The sequence below is a fragment of the Lachnospiraceae bacterium JLR.KK008 genome, from assembly GCA_037015955.1.
In the GTDB taxonomy this organism is placed as follows: Bacteria; Bacillota; Clostridia; order Lachnospirales; family Lachnospiraceae; genus VSOB01.
On the sequence record CP143548.1, the window covers coordinates 142742 to 158088 of the forward strand.

The 15347-nt window shown below is 49.1% G+C and carries 13 protein-coding genes; 11 read left to right on the forward strand and 2 right to left on the reverse strand.

Annotation, left to right across the window (positions count from 1 at the left end):
• Positions 1-12: 12 nt before the first annotated feature.
• Entirely contained in the window at positions 13-1029 is a 1017-nt protein-coding gene (locus V1224_00725; GenBank protein ID WWR16012.1) for a LacI family DNA-binding transcriptional regulator, read from the reverse strand.
• Positions 1030-1327: 298 nt separating this feature from the next.
• Here V1224_00725 and V1224_00730 point away from each other — a divergent pair, with 298 nt between their 5' ends.
• The 6 genes from V1224_00730 to rbsD all read left to right on the forward strand — a co-directional run bounded on the left by V1224_00730 (position 1328) and on the right by rbsD (position 9277).
• Positions 1328-2422 (forward strand): BMP family ABC transporter substrate-binding protein, encoded by a 1095-nt coding sequence (locus V1224_00730; protein ID WWR16013.1) that lies wholly within the window; start codon positions 1328-1330, stop codon positions 2420-2422.
• Between the two features lie 95 nt (positions 2423-2517).
• Positions 2518-4077 (forward strand): ABC transporter ATP-binding protein, encoded by a 1560-nt coding sequence (locus tag V1224_00735; protein WWR16014.1) that lies wholly within the window; start codon positions 2518-2520, stop codon positions 4075-4077.
• A complete protein-coding gene (locus V1224_00740; GenBank protein WWR16015.1) occupies positions 4061-5176 on the forward strand; it encodes an ABC transporter permease in 1116 nt (371 codons plus the stop codon). Before V1224_00735 ends, V1224_00740 begins: the two co-directional genes overlap by 17 nt.
• A gap of 16 nt (positions 5177-5192) precedes the next feature.
• Positions 5193-6122, forward strand: a complete 930-nt coding sequence (locus tag V1224_00745) for an ABC transporter permease (protein ID WWR16016.1) — start codon at positions 5193-5195, stop codon at positions 6120-6122.
• 99 nt (positions 6123-6221) lie between these two features.
• Positions 6222-8873: a glycoside hydrolase family 3 C-terminal domain-containing protein gene (locus V1224_00750; protein WWR16017.1), complete on the forward strand. Its 2652-nt coding sequence runs from the start codon at positions 6222-6224 to the stop codon at positions 8871-8873.
• A 5-nt stretch (positions 8874-8878) separates the two neighbouring features.
• Positions 8879-9277, forward strand: a complete 399-nt coding sequence (gene rbsD / locus V1224_00755) for a D-ribose pyranase (GenBank protein WWR16018.1) — start codon at positions 8879-8881, stop codon at positions 9275-9277.
• Between the two features lie 82 nt (positions 9278-9359).
• Here rbsD and V1224_00760 read toward each other — a convergent pair whose 3' ends face one another.
• Positions 9360-9683: a helix-turn-helix transcriptional regulator gene (locus V1224_00760; protein WWR16019.1), complete on the reverse strand. Its 324-nt coding sequence runs from the start codon at positions 9681-9683 to the stop codon at positions 9360-9362.
• Between the two features lie 189 nt (positions 9684-9872).
• On the opposite strand from V1224_00760, the gene V1224_00765 reads away from it, so the two are divergent.
• From V1224_00765 to V1224_00785, 5 genes are read left to right on the forward strand one after another with little or no spacing between them, the layout of a single operon-like run.
• Positions 9873-10904, forward strand: coding sequence for a glycosyltransferase family 2 protein (locus V1224_00765; GenBank protein WWR16020.1), 1032 nt, complete (start codon positions 9873-9875; stop codon positions 10902-10904).
• Positions 10901-11827 carry a glycosyltransferase gene (locus tag V1224_00770; GenBank protein WWR16021.1) on the forward strand — a complete coding sequence of 309 codons (927 nt, stop codon included), beginning with the start codon at positions 10901-10903 and terminating at the stop codon, positions 11825-11827. Before V1224_00765 ends, V1224_00770 begins: the two co-directional genes overlap by 4 nt.
• Positions 11828-11834: 7 nt before the next feature.
• Positions 11835-12896, forward strand: coding sequence for a glycosyltransferase (locus V1224_00775; protein WWR16022.1), 1062 nt, complete (start codon positions 11835-11837; stop codon positions 12894-12896).
• Positions 12893-14026 (forward strand): UDP-N-acetylglucosamine 2-epimerase (non-hydrolyzing), encoded by a 1134-nt coding sequence (gene wecB / locus V1224_00780; GenBank protein ID WWR16023.1) that lies wholly within the window; start codon positions 12893-12895, stop codon positions 14024-14026. Before V1224_00775 ends, wecB begins: the two co-directional genes overlap by 4 nt.
• Positions 14016-15347 (forward strand): ABC transporter permease, encoded by a 1332-nt coding sequence (locus tag V1224_00785; GenBank protein WWR16024.1) that lies wholly within the window; start codon positions 14016-14018, stop codon positions 15345-15347. The genes wecB and V1224_00785 overlap by 11 nt, the downstream gene beginning before the upstream one ends.

The window sequence follows — 15347 nt, forward strand, 5'->3', positions numbered from 1 at the left end:
TTCCTGTGTCTGTTATGTCAGAGGCGCCGTGCTGGCCCGCACTCTCAACATTGGCTGGAGAGTCACGCATTCTTTTGATTCCTGTGGGCCTTTGATAGAGCTGAGCATTCCTTTTACGGCGTGTTCCGCAATCAGGGCTACCGGCTGGGCGACAGTCGTCAGCGGCGGCTGGATGATGTCAGACATGGAGATGTCATCCACGCCGATGACGGAAAGATCCTGCGGGATACGGAGATTGTAATTGCGGCATTCTTTATAAATACCGTAGGCGACCATATCATTAAAGGCAAAAATGGCGGTGACGTTCTGCCCAAGCAGACATGGGAGCGCTTTGGTGCCGCATTCGATTGACAGAGAATCACAGTAGAGAAGGCTTTCTTCCACAGGGATTTGATATTCCGCCAGTGCTTCCTTGTAACCTTCGTATCGGGCGGCGTTGATATTAAGGCTGATAGAACCGGCGGCACAGCCGATCCTCGTATGTCCGAGTTCCAGAAGGTGCCTGCAGGCAATGTAGCCAATCTGTTTCTGATCTACTTCTACGGAAAAATGATGGGGCTTTCTGGTAATACGGTCTGCATAGACGACAGGGATGTCAATATTCTCCAGAAGACGCTGACACATAGCGGTCTGCTCTTTATCCTCAAAGTCCATCTGTGTGAGAATGATTCCGTCGACTCGTCTGTCACAGAAAATATGAATGTATTGCCGGGTAATCTCAGGGTTACCGTTTGTATTTCCGATGATGACATTGACGCCTTCCTGCCGGAGTCTTGTCTCAATATGATTGGCCAGCGTGGCAAAGAAAGGGTTGGAGGAGTCTGGGAGAATAAGACCGACCATATTGGTGGTGCGGGTGACAAGGCTGACCGCCAGCTGGTTGGGATAATAGTTTAATTCTTTTACTGCGCGGAGCACTTTTTCTTTTGTTCCCTGTGAGATCGGAAATGGTTTGTTATTTAAGATAAATGAGACAGTTGACGGAGATACACCGGCTGCCTTTGCTACATCTTTGATTGTTGTACGCATAAAAGATCCTTTCCAAAATTAAAACGATATAATAAATTGTACAATAATTTGGAAACATCGTCAATTCATATGTTGATTGATATGTTAAAAGTGACTAGGAAAGAAAAAAATAATTGACATCAATAGTGCAATATGATAGTATGGTTACAAGAAATGACTGTAAATAACAATAAATTGCAAGTCATTTTTAATTTTACCGGACATTAAAACGTTTTAATAGATGTAAACACAAAATGGCCGGCAAAGCATTACACAAAGGAACGGGCAGGGTTGCCGACAGAAAGGAGAGGTTTTGGTTATGAAAAAGAAGTGGTACAGGCTGATCAGTGTGATGATACTGGGGGTAATGCTTTTCACTACGGCGTGCGGCAGTGAAACGGGTGGAGAAGAGCAGCAGGCAGCAGCGGAAGGGGAAAAGACGAAGATTGTTCTGCTGTTAAACGGATATTTGGGAGATCTTGCATGGTATGACTGCTCGGCAGCAGGTATCAATGCCATTCAGGAAAAGTATCCGGATGAGGTGGAGACAAAGATTATAGAGATGACGACAGATCAGGCTAAATATGATGCGATCATCGCGGACACATTGAGCGAGGACTGGGATATTATTGTAGCAGGTTCCTGGACAATGATGGAGTACATTGAGCAGGCGGCGGAGGATTATCCGGAGAAAGAGTTCTGGTTCTTTGATGAGCCGATTGAGGGAATTGATAATGTATACAGCATTTCATACAATGCGAACGAAGGCGCTTTCCTGGCAGGTATGGCAGCCGCTTATGTATCGGAAAATGGTGTGATCGGTTTTATCGGCGGTGAGGATTCGACAGTTGTAAACGACACCCTGGTAGGCTATCTGGAAGGTGCAGCCTATGTAAATCCCGATATTAAGGCGATCGTTTCTTATACGGGCAACTGGGACGACTCTGCAAAGGGAAAAGAGCTGGCACTGGTACAGTACAATGCAGGCGCGGATGTTGTATGTCATCTGGCATCCAATGCGGGCGTAGGTATCTTTGAGGCAGCCAAGGAAGCAGGCAAGATTGCCATCGGTTCCGACACGGATCAGTCTTTGCTCTTTGCGGAAAGTGATCCGGAAAAAGCGCAGACCATTATGACAAGTTCTCTGAAACGTGTGGATATTTCTCTTGTTCATGCTTATGAACTTTATAAAGAAGGAAACGTACCTTATGGTACTTGTGAGCGTGTTGGTCTGGACAAAGATTGTGTTGGCATTATTGACAATGATATTTACAAAAGTTATGTGAGCGACGAGGCCGCAAAGGCAATCGAGCAGGCAAAACAGGACATTATTGACGGAAAGATCACAGTATCTTCCGCTTACGGAATGAGCACGGATGAGCTCAATGCATTCAAGGAACAGTTTGTTGACTGATAGTATACGGAGGCTGTGAATGATAATGGGGCTGCCACTCTGACAGATAAAGGTCTGTACAGACGGCAGCCTTATGAGAAAGGCATGGAAAACAGATGAGTGAAATACTGAGAGTAGAGCATGTGGTAAAGGTATATGGCAATGGAGTCATGGCGAATAAGGATATTAACTTTACTGCGGAAAAAGGAGAAATTCACGCCATCTGCGGCGAGAACGGCGCAGGAAAATCCACGTTGATGAAAATGCTTTATGGGATGGAACAACCCAGCGAAGGAAGCATTTATGTCAAAGGGGAAAAAGTGGAGCTGACATCTTCGTCAAAAGCCATCGAAAAAGGAATCGGTATGGTGCATCAGCACTTCATGCTTGTTCCGTCCCTAACCGTAGCGGAAAATGTGGTGCTTGGCGTAGAACCGAAAAAGGGACTGAGATTCCATAAGGAAGAAGCCATTCGTGTGACGGAGGAGATTGCCAAGAAATATAATCTGCCTGTTCCGGCACAGGAGAAGGTGGAAAACATTTCGGTCGGGCTGAAACAGCGGGTAGAGATCATAAAGGCGCTGCTTAAGGGAGCGGAAATTCTCATATTGGATGAGCCGACTACCGTGTTGACGCCGCAGGAGACAGAGGAGCTTTTCCGGCAACTGAAAAATCTGAAAAAGGAAGGCCATACGATTCTGTTTATTTCTCATAAATTATATGAAGTGAAAGCGCTTTGCGATAAGGTAACGATCATGCGCAGCGGCAGGATGATCGGGACAAGCAACGTGTCGGAGGTGACGGAAGCGGACATTTCCCGGATGATGGTAGGCCGGGACGTAGTGGAAGTGATCGAGAAAGAAAAAGCACATCCGGGAGAAACGGTTCTCTCCGTAAAGGGTCTCGTGAGCAAAAATGCCATCGGAAAGAAGACGCTCGACGGTGTGAGCCTGAATGTGAGAAGGGGAGAGATTCTCGGACTGGCAGGCGTAGAGGGGAACGGTCAGCATGACCTGCTGGAGGCCATTGCCGGGATGGCGGAAATACTGGACGGAAAAATTGAGATGGACGGAAAAGACATCACCGGACAGTCTATCAGAGAAATTAGAAATGCGGGTATTTCCCATATTCCGGAAGACCGTATGATTACCGGGACGGCGAAGAATATGAGCATTCGGGAAAATATACTGGCCGGAAGACACCGGGATGAGGACTATACGGGGAAACTGTTATTTAAGCAGGATAAGATCACGGCGAATGCAGACGGACTTATATCGGAATATCTTGTAAAGTGCAGCAATCAGCGACAGGAAATCGGTATGCTGTCCGGTGGAAATATACAGAAGGTAGTTGTGGCAAGGGAATTTTCCTGTGATCCGCAGCTCATACTGGTGGATCAGCCCACACGGGGCATTGACATTGGTGCGGCGGAATTTATCAGAAAAAGACTGATACAGCTAAGGGATGAGGGGAAGGCAGTACTGATCAACTCTGCCGATCTGAATGAGGTACTGGGGCTTTCCGACAGTCTGGCAGTCTTTTGTAATGGTAAAATAGCCGGTTATTTCGAAGATGCCGGCGAACTGACGGAAGAAGAACTCGGCCTGTATATGCTGGGTGTCAAAAAACAGGATTCGGAAGAGATAGAAAGGAAATTTAATGGGCACGGAAAATAAAAAGGAGAAAACAAAAGGCAGCGGGCACATGACGCAGGAGGCGCTGAATAAGAGGTTTTCCGTTCTGAGGACCACATTGGCGATCGGCGTAGGTATTCTGCTTTCTATTATCATTATTGTATTTGTCAGCGACGATCCTCTGCTTTCCATAAAATATCTGACAATAGGACCGCTGCTGAATCTGAATAATTTTTACAGTCTGGTCACAATGTGGATACCGCTTGTGATTACAGGACTGGCAGTCTGTATTATGTTTAATGCGAATCAGTTTAACCTGTTTGCGGAGGGCGCCTTCTTCTTCGGGGGCGTGATAGCCACGGCAACAGCATTGTCGCTGAATCTGCCTCCGGTCATTCATCCCATCGTCTGTATACTCGTAGCGGCGGTGGTCAGCGGACTGATCGGCATGATTCCTGCACTGATGAGATATAAGCTGGGTGCATCGGAAATGGTGGCCTCTCTTTTGCTGAATTATGCCTGTCTGCAGCTGGGTATGTTCATTATCAGCTACTTTTACAGAGATCCCGATGCGGGCAGCGTTGTATCGGAGAAGCTGCCAGACAGCGCGAAACTGGGAGAACTCATTCGAAGGAGTAACATCCATGCAGGACTTTTTGTCGCTGTATTTTTGACGATAGTGGTCTATTATTTTCTCTTCCATACCCGCTGGGGGTTTGAAATCAGACTGACGGGACAGAACGGAAACTTCGCAAGGTATGCGGGTGTGAATATCGGATTTGTCATCGTATTCTCTCAGATACTGGGCGGCGCTCTGGCGGGCGGTGCGGGAGCAATGGAGGTGCTGGGTACTTATAACAGATTCTCCTGGACATCGCTTACAAACCATGGCTGGGATGGGGTAACGCTGACGATACTGGCAGGTAAAAATCCGAAATACATTCCTCTGGCAGCGCTATTTCTGGCATATCTGCGCAAAGGCGCCGATCTGATGTCCATGAAGACGGATATGCAGACGGACTTCGTATCTGTCATTCAGGCCGTGATTCTGATCTTCCTGCTGGCAGAACAGTTCCTTGCAGGATACAGACAGAAGAAGACATATGAGCTCAGCAAAAAGCTGGAAGAATGCGAAGCATGAAAGGGAGGGTGTAACGTTGGATAATATATTGGATTTAATCTTTAGTGTTTCCTTTGTTTTTTCGGTCCTGCGGCTGACGACTCCTATCTTGTTTGCGGCTTTGAGCTCTGTCATTTCAGAGCGGGCAGGCATCGGAAACATTACAATGGAAGGGACGATGCTGATCTCCGGATTTACGGGCGTGGTAGTCTCCGCCTGGACGGGGAGCGCCTGGATCGGATTCCTGGCGGCTGTGGCAGCAGGGGCTCTGATAGGATGGCTGTTGTCCTATATCATCTTTAAGCTGGTAGTGAATGATATATTGGCAGGAACTGCCATCAATCTGATTGGAAGCGGCGGAACGGTGTTCTTCCTGTTTGCGCTGACCGGGGTGCGGGGCATTTCCACATCTCTGAGCAGTAAGGTCATGCCGACGATAGAGATTCCGGTCATTGGAAATATTCCTGTTCTGGGCGAGATTCTGTCGGGCCATAATCTGCTTACCTATCTGTCCTTTGTGGCGGTATTTGTCATATGGTATCTGCTCTTTAAGACGACGACGGGACTTCGGATCAGAGCCGTTGGCGAGAATCCGGGCGCCGCGCAGTCCGTCGGCATCAATGTATATAAGACAAAGACGATTGCTCTCGTTATCGCAGGCGTTCTGTCGGGGATGGGCGGCGCTTATATGTCTATGGGTTATGTGTCCTGGTTTGTCAAAGATATTACGGCAGGGCGCGGATGGATTGGCATTGCGGCGGCAGCTATGAGCGGACAGCATCCAGTGCTTGCCATGGGGGCATCCATATTATTCGGGATTGCGGACGCAGTGGCAAATACATTGCAGACGATCAATCTGCCTTCGCAGCTTGTTCTGATGATCCCTTATGTGGTGACACTTGTGGCAATGAGCCTGTATGCTTATTTTGATCTGAAGCGGAAGAAGGCAAGTCGGGGAGCGGCTTAAACGGTAACCGGAAATAAATTGTGGATACTGTTTGGAAAGGAACGATGATAACATATGGATAGATGGAACAACAAAAGGGTGCTGGAGATAATAGCCAAAATGGACATAGAGGAAAAGCTGCTCTGTGTCCATGGACAGCTCTGGGATCCATACCGGGCAAATCAGGCCGGGTTTGTGAGAGGGAATGAGCGACTGGGCATTCCCGATGTCTTTATCGCAGACGGAGAGAGCGGAGTGAATATCAGTTTCCGGACGACGGCGTTTCCCTCGAAGGTCTGTCTGGCTTCTACTTTTGACAGGGAGTCGGCATTCCGCTATGGGCAGGCGCTTGGCAGAGAGGCGAAGGCGGCGGGCATTCATCTCCTGCTCACGCCGCGGGTGAATATTGCCAGGGACCCGGTGTCGCTCCAGGGAGTAAGCAACGGAGGCAACTATCAGACGTATGGCGAGGACCCGATCTTAAACGGAGAGCTTGGCGCACAGGAGGCGCTTGGCATCCAGGATAAACATCAGGCGCTTGCCAATCTGAAGCAGATGTACGGGTCCAGCAATGGGACGGCGCAGGGAGCCGGGAACTGTCTGATCGACGAACAGACAAAGAACGAGCTTTACATACGGCCGTATGAGATCGTATTAAAAGCAGGCGTTGCCAGTGCGATGACAAACTACAATCAGGTGAATGGAACGTGGACTTATGACGACGCCTGGATGGTAGAGGAATGCGCGCGCAAACGGTGGGGGTTCCAGGGATTTGTCTTTGACGACTGGTATTGTCTGTATGATCCGAATGCGATCCGGCATGGAGTAACACTGGAGATGCCGGGCGATGATTATTATAATGAAGGAAGCGAGCAGTCCTGCTATGGGAAGAAACTGCTGGCAGCCATTGAAGATGAGAATCAGCCGATGACAGAAGAAGATCTGGACAGGGCAGTCTACTATTATCTGGATACGCTGGATCGTTTCGGCATGTTGGATGAGCAGCAGAGAATCCCGGGTAATATCGATGAGGAGACAAAAAAGCAGAGCAGCATTGTCTGCCGCGAAGTGGCGGGAAAGGGCGCCGTACTGCTGAAAAACGAAGGAGGTATTCTGCCTGTCGATCCTGCGGGGAAAAAAGTGGCGGTGATCGGTCCGGGCGGCGCCGGTCAGGTAATGGCAACGTTTAAGGAATCACCGTATGGGTTCCCGGACAGAAAGAACAGTGTATACAATATTTTAAGAGAAACGTACGGAGATACCGTCTCCTATGCGGCCGGTATCGACCTGGATGGAGAAGTAATTCCGTCTGCATGTCTGTATCCGGAGAAGGATGCAAGAGAGAACGGGCTGAAACGTTATGTCGAAAGATTTACGTATGAAACGCTCAGCAACGGTGATCTGGAGAGCTTCCCGCTCAGTGATAACTATGAACTGGACCGTGAGGTCAACCACTGTGGACAGACTGCGCTTCCCGCTCTGGCACGGGAGCAGCGGAGAGGATTTTTCAAAGAGACACCGAAGGAATATTATATGTGGCATGGGTGGCTCTGCCCCAGGGAGAGCGGCATATACAGGCTGAGTCTCCAGAGCAGATTCCCGGACGTAGATGCGTTCGAAAAGAATCATGTGGAAAACGGTGATCTGTCGATTGCCACATCAGGCAACCTGTATATCAGAAAGTCTTCCGATGCGGATCATATGGTGCGGATTGGGATCGGCACACGGATTTCTGCCAACGGGATTGCCGATCCGTTCTCGGAAGTGCTGCCATGTAAAGACGGCTGGAACAATGCCGGCGGATATACGTATCTGGAAGCCGGTGAAAAGTATGAGATCTATTTCAATCATACTTGCGTTTACCTGGAGCCACTGGAAGTGCGTCTGGCATGGACGACGCCCTCAATGGCGGAGGCATCGCTGAAGGAAGCGGAAAAGGCGGCTGCGGAGGCCGATGTTGCCCTTGTCTTTGCCTATCACCAGAGCGTCAACGAGACGATGCGGCTGGAGGCAGGACAGGACACACTGATCAGACGGGTTGCGGAGAACAATCAGAATACGGTCGCTATATTAAATACCGGCGATCCGGTGGAGATGCCATGGAGAGATCAGGTAAAAGGCATTCTGGAACTGTGGTTTTCGGGACAGGAGGGGGCGCTTGCCGCCTGTGACGTGCTCACCGGAGCGGTAAATCCGGCAGGCAGACTGCCAGTTACTTTCCCGAAAAAACTGGAAGATCTGGCCGCCAGAGATCCGGAGCATCCGGAGCGCTATGCGGCGCCGGGCAGAATCAGTGAAAAGGACGCCGTCCATCCCAATACGGCAGATTTCACGGAAGGACTGTTAAATGGTTATCGCTGGTTTGACGAGACGGGAAAAGAGCCGTTGTATCCGTTCGGATTCGGGCTTAGCTATACGGAATTTGTCTATTCGGATCTGCAGATCGAGCGCTGGGAAAACGGCTGGAGAGTGAGCTGTATGATCGAGAATACGGGAACTCGTGACGGCGAGGAAGTGGCGCAGGTGTATCTGGGAAGACCGCGGCAGATACCGGAAGGGGTTCAGACAGTGCCCAAAACGCTGGTTGATTTTAAGCGAACACCGGTAAAAGCAGGAGAGAAGAAGAAAGTCACCTTTATGGTAGAGGAAGCGTATGCGCAGTATTTTGATGTGGAGACCAGGGAATATCGTTCGTTTGAGGGCGGCAGGGAGATCATGATCGGCGCTTCCTCAAAGGACATCCGTTTAAAGGGACTGGTGGAAGGAGTATAAGAAGAATGAAAAAGACAGGAATGATCCATGGAGAGCTGATCAAGAGAATCGCACTTTTGGGGCACAAAGACCTGTTTATGATCGGGGATGCCGGGATGCCCATTCCTCCGGGCGTAGAACTGATCGATCTGGCGTTGTGCAAAGGGGTACCGACCTTTCTTCAAGTGCTTGATGCGGTACTGGCGGAGAGCACGGTAGAACATTATTATCTGGCGGAGGAGATCAAAGATGCCAATGGAGAAATCTTCCGCTACATGCAGAGTGCGATGCCGGGAATCAGCTATGAGATGATGCCGCACGATGATCTGAAAGTGTTTTCAAAGCAGTGCAAGTTTGCCATCCGCACAGGAGAGTTTTCACCATATCCGAATGTGATCTTGCGGGCAGGAGTGGCATTTTCATAAGAGATATATTTGATCATAAAAAGCAGGAAAAGGGAAGCAGACAGGCTTCCCTTTTTTGCCGCGCGAAAAAGAAACTTTTTCTTTACCCATTTTCCAGCAATGCTTCCATTAAGGCAATGACGATCTTTAATTGTTTGATGTCGCATTTCCCGAGCAGCAGCGTCGCATTCCGAAATAGTTCCTGCTGTCTGTCCATTTCCGGCATCAGCAGACTGTCAAGAGAGATATGCAGTATTTCGACGAGATCAAACAAAACCGGCAGGGAAGGTTTGCGATGTTCACTTTCGATATGTTTGAGATGTGTCGGGGTGATACCCACCCGTTCTGCCAGTTCTTCCTGTGACATCTGATGGTCCATTCTCGCTTTGCGGATTGCATTTCCCAAAATACCTTTTTCCATGCTCATTTTGATAACTCCTTCTGTTAATAGCATAAATGTAAAAAATATGTTGAAAATTAGCTTAAAGAGAATTATAATGGAGCTTAAAGAGAACTTTTGGGTAGCGAAAAGAGCAAATACGCGAAAAAACGGAGCTATGAGATACTGATTCCATGTAGTTAGTATGTGCCGGAGCAGTAATCGTTATGTGAAAGCATGAAAGAAGAACAGGAAATGAAAATGGAAAAGCTGGTAAGTGTGATCGTTCCGATGTACAACGAAGAACTGCGGATTGGAAGATGTATCCGGAGTATCCTCTGTCAGACTTATGACAGGATAGAGCTGCTTCTGATCAATGACGGGTCCACTGACCGCACCGAAGAGATATGCAAGGCGATTACGGACCCGAGAGTTTTTTATTATTCCATATCCAACAGGGGCGCGGCGCAGGCCAGAAATTATGGTCTGCAGAAAGCGACGGGCGAATATGTGCTGTTTGTGGACGGGGATGATTATATTGACAGAGAGATGATCCGTACGCTTGCGACGGCAATGGAACGCTCGGGGGCCGATCTGGCGAAGTGCAGGTATGCCGCCATTTATGCAGGAGATAAGGTGTCATACAGCAGTGACCTGTCGGAGGTGGTTGTCTATGATTTGCGGCAGGCATTGAATGAAATGAACTACAGCCGTACGATTACTCCCTCGGTCTGGGATGCGCTGTTTAAAAGAGCTGTACTGGAGGGCGTCAGCTTTCCGTCTGATGTGAGGATCGGCGAGGATTATACATTTCTTGTAAGCGTGCTGATGAGGGCGGAGCGGGTCGTCGTTGTCCCGGATATCCTATATTATTATGTTCAAAACGGGGACAGTGTGACTCACCGGGGATATACGGAGGACAGTGAACGGATATTGGAAAATTATATTGATGTCTATCACGCGATCAGCTGCAAATACCCGGATCTGGAACAGGGAGCGTTCGCTTATCTGCTCCTGCAGGAAATGGCGATTATCGTATCGATGATAATGTCAGAACAATATGACAGCCGCATGATTCGGAAAATACAATGGAATGTGCGAAGCGGACTGAAAAAATATATTGCGGATGGTCAGGTGCCGCTGTATTTAAAATGCTGTGCAATACTGATCGCGGCATGGCCGGGGCTGTTTATTCTTATTTATAAGATCGTGTTTAAGCAGGCGAGGGATATGCAGGTCATAAAAAGGGCAAAGGAGACTTGTGCATGACAGAACGGTTCGTATATGTAATTCTGCATTATGGCGCGTATGAAGAGACAGTGAAAGCCATCGACAGCGTCCAGGGACTGTCTGTGGAAAAGAGCAAAAAAGAAAACAGGATAGAAAAAAACGGAATAGAGAAAAACAACAGTCAAATTGTGGTGGTCGATAACGCGTCGCCCGACGGAAGCGGAAAAAGACTCGTGGAGCGGTATGGGGGCACGCAGGATGTACATATACTTCTTAATCATGTAAATGAGGGATTTGCCCGGGGGAATAATTTCGGATACGACTTTGCCAGGCGGGAGCTTGCCGGAGAGTTCATTGTAGTTATGAATAATGATGTGGAGATCTTACAGGGAAATTTTGAGCAAATAGTAAGACAGATTTACAGGGAATCTCCCTTTCATGTGTTGGGGCCCGACATCGTTACCGCTGACGGGGAGCGGAGAAATCCTCACAGAAAGAAACCGTTCACCATTGCTGACATCAACAGGATTATCCGCAATCGGACGATCATTCTCTGGTATCTGAAAATAAAACAGGCGTTCAGAATTGAGAATAAAATCCACTGGCTCGAAGACTGGGACAGGCGGCGGGTGTGCAGGGAGCGCAGTGATCTGCAGGCGCAGAGAGAGAGCCGCCAGAGCGGCGTTGTCCTGCACGGAAGTTTCCTCGTATTCTCGCCCGCTTTTGTCATGCGGGAGGAACGCGCTTTCTGCCCGGATACTTTTATGTATATGGAAGAAGAGATTCTGTCTTATCTCTGTAACGGGAAAGGGTATGAGATGTTATATACGCCGGAAATACAAGTGCTACATAAAGAAGAAGTTTCCACGGCGCAGAGCAGAAATGCGTTTCAGAAATATCTGTTTTATACGCAGCATCTGCGTGAGTCGGCCCGCGTTATGAAAGGGGTATTGTCAGGGTGATTGCGTTATGAAGCCAAAGATGCTCTATATCATGTGTGTGTCATGGCACTGGATCTATCAAAGGCCCCATATACTGGCGGAACAGTTGTCTCATGGCTATGAAGTAACGGTCGTCTACCCGTTTGTATTGTCGGAGACCGGTAAAAAAGCTGCGGACACAGAGCAGATCAGATTTCGCAGACTGTTCCACACTCCTTTCCGGGAGAGAAACCGGCTTGGAGAGTGGCTGTTTGTGACAGGTAACCGGCTGCTGACGCTGCGGGATGTTCGGAAATTTGATTATCTGTTTTTCGACCATCCGGTATATGCCAGGTTTATCCCGGAGGATTATCAGGGCAAAGTGATCTATGACTGTATGGACAATCATGAGGCGATGTGCGGGTATGCCAGCTACGCGCGCAATGTAAGACGGCTGGAATCCTTTCTGGCAAAACGGTGCGATCTGCTTCTGGCGACATCGGAGACGCTGAAGACAAAGATGGACAGGCTTGCGGGTGGGCCGAAATGCGTACTGAGCAGGAACGGTACGGATGCGGCTGTTTATCCGCTGAAAATACCGGAGATCAGAGAACATTATACAATCGGCTACATCGGGACGGTCTCAGCCTGGTTTGACTTCGCGCTTCTGACATCGACAGGCAGAGAACTTTCGTCCGTAACATACCGGCTGATCGGCCCGGCGGACAGAATTGTCAAAAGCGACAATCTGATCTATGAAGGCAGTGTGCCACATGATGCTCTTTATGACCGGATCAGAGACTGCGATTGTCTGATTATGCCGTTTCAGCTCAATGAAATCACGCTGGCAGTCGACCCGGTAAAATTATATGAATACATTGCGTTTGGCAAATGTGTGATCAGTATTTATTATCCGGAGATTGAGCGATTCAGAGATTTTGTATATTTTTATCAAAGTGCAGAGGAGTTTGTTGGTCTTGTGCGGAGTCTGTCCCGGGAAGGGTTTCCGGTCAAATATTCGGAGACGCAGAGGGAGGCATTTCTGTCCCGGAACACATGGGAGCACAGAGCGAGGGAGCTGATGATCAACATAGACGAGATACAGGTATGAAGAGAAAAAAAGTAATGAGTGTTTTTGGGACAAGGCCGGAGGCGGTCAAAATGTGCCCACTCGTAAAGGAACTGGAAAAAAGCGGGGATTTAGAGAGCGTAGTCTGTCTGACAGGCCAGCATCGGGAGATGCTGCAGCAGGTCATTGATGTTTTCGGCATCCGCGTCAAGTACAATCTGGATATTATGCGCCCGTCGCAGACATTGACGGGGATTACCGTGGAAGTGCTGCAGAAAATAGAAGGGGTACTGAAAGAGGAAAAACCGGACATCGTTCTCGTTCATGGCGACACGACGACTTCCTTTGCAGTGGCACTGGCGGCATTTTATCAGCAGATACCGGTAGGGCATGTGGAGGCGGGACTTCGGACCTGGTGTAAATATTCTCCCTTTCCCGAGGAGATGAACCGGGAACTGACCGGGCGCATTGCCACACTTCATTTTGCACCGACAGAAAACAATCGCAGAAATCTGAAGCTGGAAGGCGTCTTTGCGGATGTCCATGTGACTGGCAACACAGTGCTGGATGCATTCCGGACAACGGTGAGAGAAGATTACCGGTTTAAAGACCGAAGCATCGCCGCGCTTGATCTGTCGGGAAAACGTTGTCTTCTTATGACGGCTCACAGAAGGGAAAATCTCGGGGAGCCTCTGCGGAACATCTGCCGGGCCGTAAAACGGATTGTGCAGACGTTTCCGGACGTGACCGTCGTCTATCCGGTCCATATGAATCCGGCGGTGAGAAGTGTTGCCTGGGACGTATTGGGTGATACGGAAAGAGTCTGTCTGACGGAGCCGCTGGATGTGGAGGACATGCACAACCTGATGTCGAGAAGTTATCTGGTGATGACGGATTCGGGCGGGCTGCAGGAGGAGGCTCCGGCCTGCGGTGTCCCGGTGCTCGTACTGCGGACCGAGACGGAGAGACCAGAGGCAGTGGAAGCCGGAACAGTGAGAGTCGTCGGTGTGGAAGAAGAGAGCATCTATACGAACGCAGCCGAACTGCTGACGGATGAAAAAGCATACGCTGCGATGGCAAAGGCGGTCAATCCGTATGGGGATGGTCATGCAAGCGAGAGGATCACGGGAATATTGTGTGACCGAAAGGATTTCCTTGTTTATGAACAGTAGAGTTTTCAAAGCGGTAAGGATAAGTAAGTATGTATTGCCTGCCCTGTGGCTGGCGGCGATTCTGGGAGTGGCACTGACAAAGCTGCCGCCCTGCACAGTCAGGGCGTATGTGATCACAGACCAGGGGACATTCTCTCAGGGGCAGCAGAGTGCTGAGGATGAGGGTCATATTGCCTTGTATGTGGGAGAGGGCGACGTCATTGTCAAAAGCATCCGTTTTTATGGGGAAGTCCCGGGATTAAAACTCAAGGCCATCTCGGGGAGCCAGCTCTGGCAACATGTTGACACGGAACGGACACCGGGAGTGGAATACAGAGACGGCGGGCTTTTCATCAAAAGTGTCAGCAATGATGCGGCCGTCAGGATCGTCATGAATGAGGCTTATGAACAGACAGTCACAGGCCTGTCCCATTCCCGGATACCGGACAGACTGCTGGCAGCTCTGTCTCTCACGGCGGCAGCAGGGTTTTTGCTCTATCTGTGTGCGGCGGCAGAAGACAAGCTGAAAACCCGCTACGGGCATGGCGCCTGGTATGAGATGAAACGGTTTTGGAAAGACATTGTCAAATATAAGGAATATATCATCTATGCGGCAAAATCGGATCTGAATGCCGAAGTTTCCAACTCGTATCTGAACAGACTGTGGTGGCTGCTGGAGCCGTTTATGAATATGCTCATTTATGCGCTGATCTTTGGGAAAATGTTTGGATCGTCGATCGAAAACTATACGAGTTTTTTGTTTGCCAGTCTTCTGCTATGGAATTATTTCAACAGAGTGACGAACGCCAGTGTACAGTTGGTGCGCATCTACAGAGGGGTTGTGGCCAATATTTATATCCCCAAGTTCGTGTTGCTTTTGTCGGTAATGGTTTTGAATCTGTACAAGCTGGTGTTTTCTATGATTGTATTGGTGCCGATGCTTCTGCTCAGCCGTGTGCAGTTTGGTCTGTGTACGCTGCTTGTCATACCGGCGGTGCTGGTACTGATTCTGTTGTCATTTGGGATCGGAATGCTGCTCATTCATTTCGGGGTATATATGGATGATCTCAGTTATGTGGTGACGATCCTTTTGAATATGCTCTGCTTTCTGTCCGGTATTTTTTATGATGTCATCGAGACGATACCGGAGCCGTTCAACCGGTTTCTGATGGTGGCCAATCCGGTGGCGGCAGTTATCGATACGATGCGGAACGCGCTTCTCTATCATACGGCTTCCAATGTGCTCACGCTTGTTTGCTGGGGAGTCTTCGGCCTTGTGCTGTCGATGATCGGGGTGCACACGGTATACAAATATGAAAACGGATACATAAAGGTAATTTGA

Bases quoted from the DNA above. Each gene is read 5' to 3' on its own strand.
- V1224_00765 (WWR16020.1), top strand. From the start codon at position 9,873: ATGAAAGAAGAACAGGAAATGAAAATGGAAAAGCTGGTAAGTGTGATC.
- V1224_00735 (WWR16014.1), top strand. From the start codon at position 2,518: ATGAGTGAAATACTGAGAGTAGAGCATGTGGTAAAGGTATATGGCAAT.
- V1224_00725 (WWR16012.1), bottom strand. From the start codon at position 1,029: ATGCGTACAACAATCAAAGATGTAGCAAAGGCAGCCGGTGTATCTCCG.
- V1224_00740 (WWR16015.1), top strand. From the start codon at position 4,061: ATGGGCACGGAAAATAAAAAGGAGAAAACAAAAGGCAGCGGGCACATG.
- V1224_00760 (WWR16019.1), bottom strand. From the start codon at position 9,683: ATGAGCATGGAAAAAGGTATTTTGGGAAATGCAATCCGCAAAGCGAGA.
- rbsD (WWR16018.1), top strand. From the start codon at position 8,879: ATGAAAAAGACAGGAATGATCCATGGAGAGCTGATCAAGAGAATCGCA.
- V1224_00770 (WWR16021.1), top strand. From the start codon at position 10,901: ATGACAGAACGGTTCGTATATGTAATTCTGCATTATGGCGCGTATGAA.
- V1224_00730 (WWR16013.1), top strand. From the start codon at position 1,328: ATGAAAAAGAAGTGGTACAGGCTGATCAGTGTGATGATACTGGGGGTA.
- V1224_00750 (WWR16017.1), top strand. From the start codon at position 6,222: ATGGACATAGAGGAAAAGCTGCTCTGTGTCCATGGACAGCTCTGGGAT.
- wecB (WWR16023.1), top strand. From the start codon at position 12,893: ATGAAGAGAAAAAAAGTAATGAGTGTTTTTGGGACAAGGCCGGAGGCG.
- V1224_00775 (WWR16022.1), top strand. From the start codon at position 11,835: ATGAAGCCAAAGATGCTCTATATCATGTGTGTGTCATGGCACTGGATC.
- V1224_00785 (WWR16024.1), top strand. From the start codon at position 14,016: ATGAACAGTAGAGTTTTCAAAGCGGTAAGGATAAGTAAGTATGTATTG.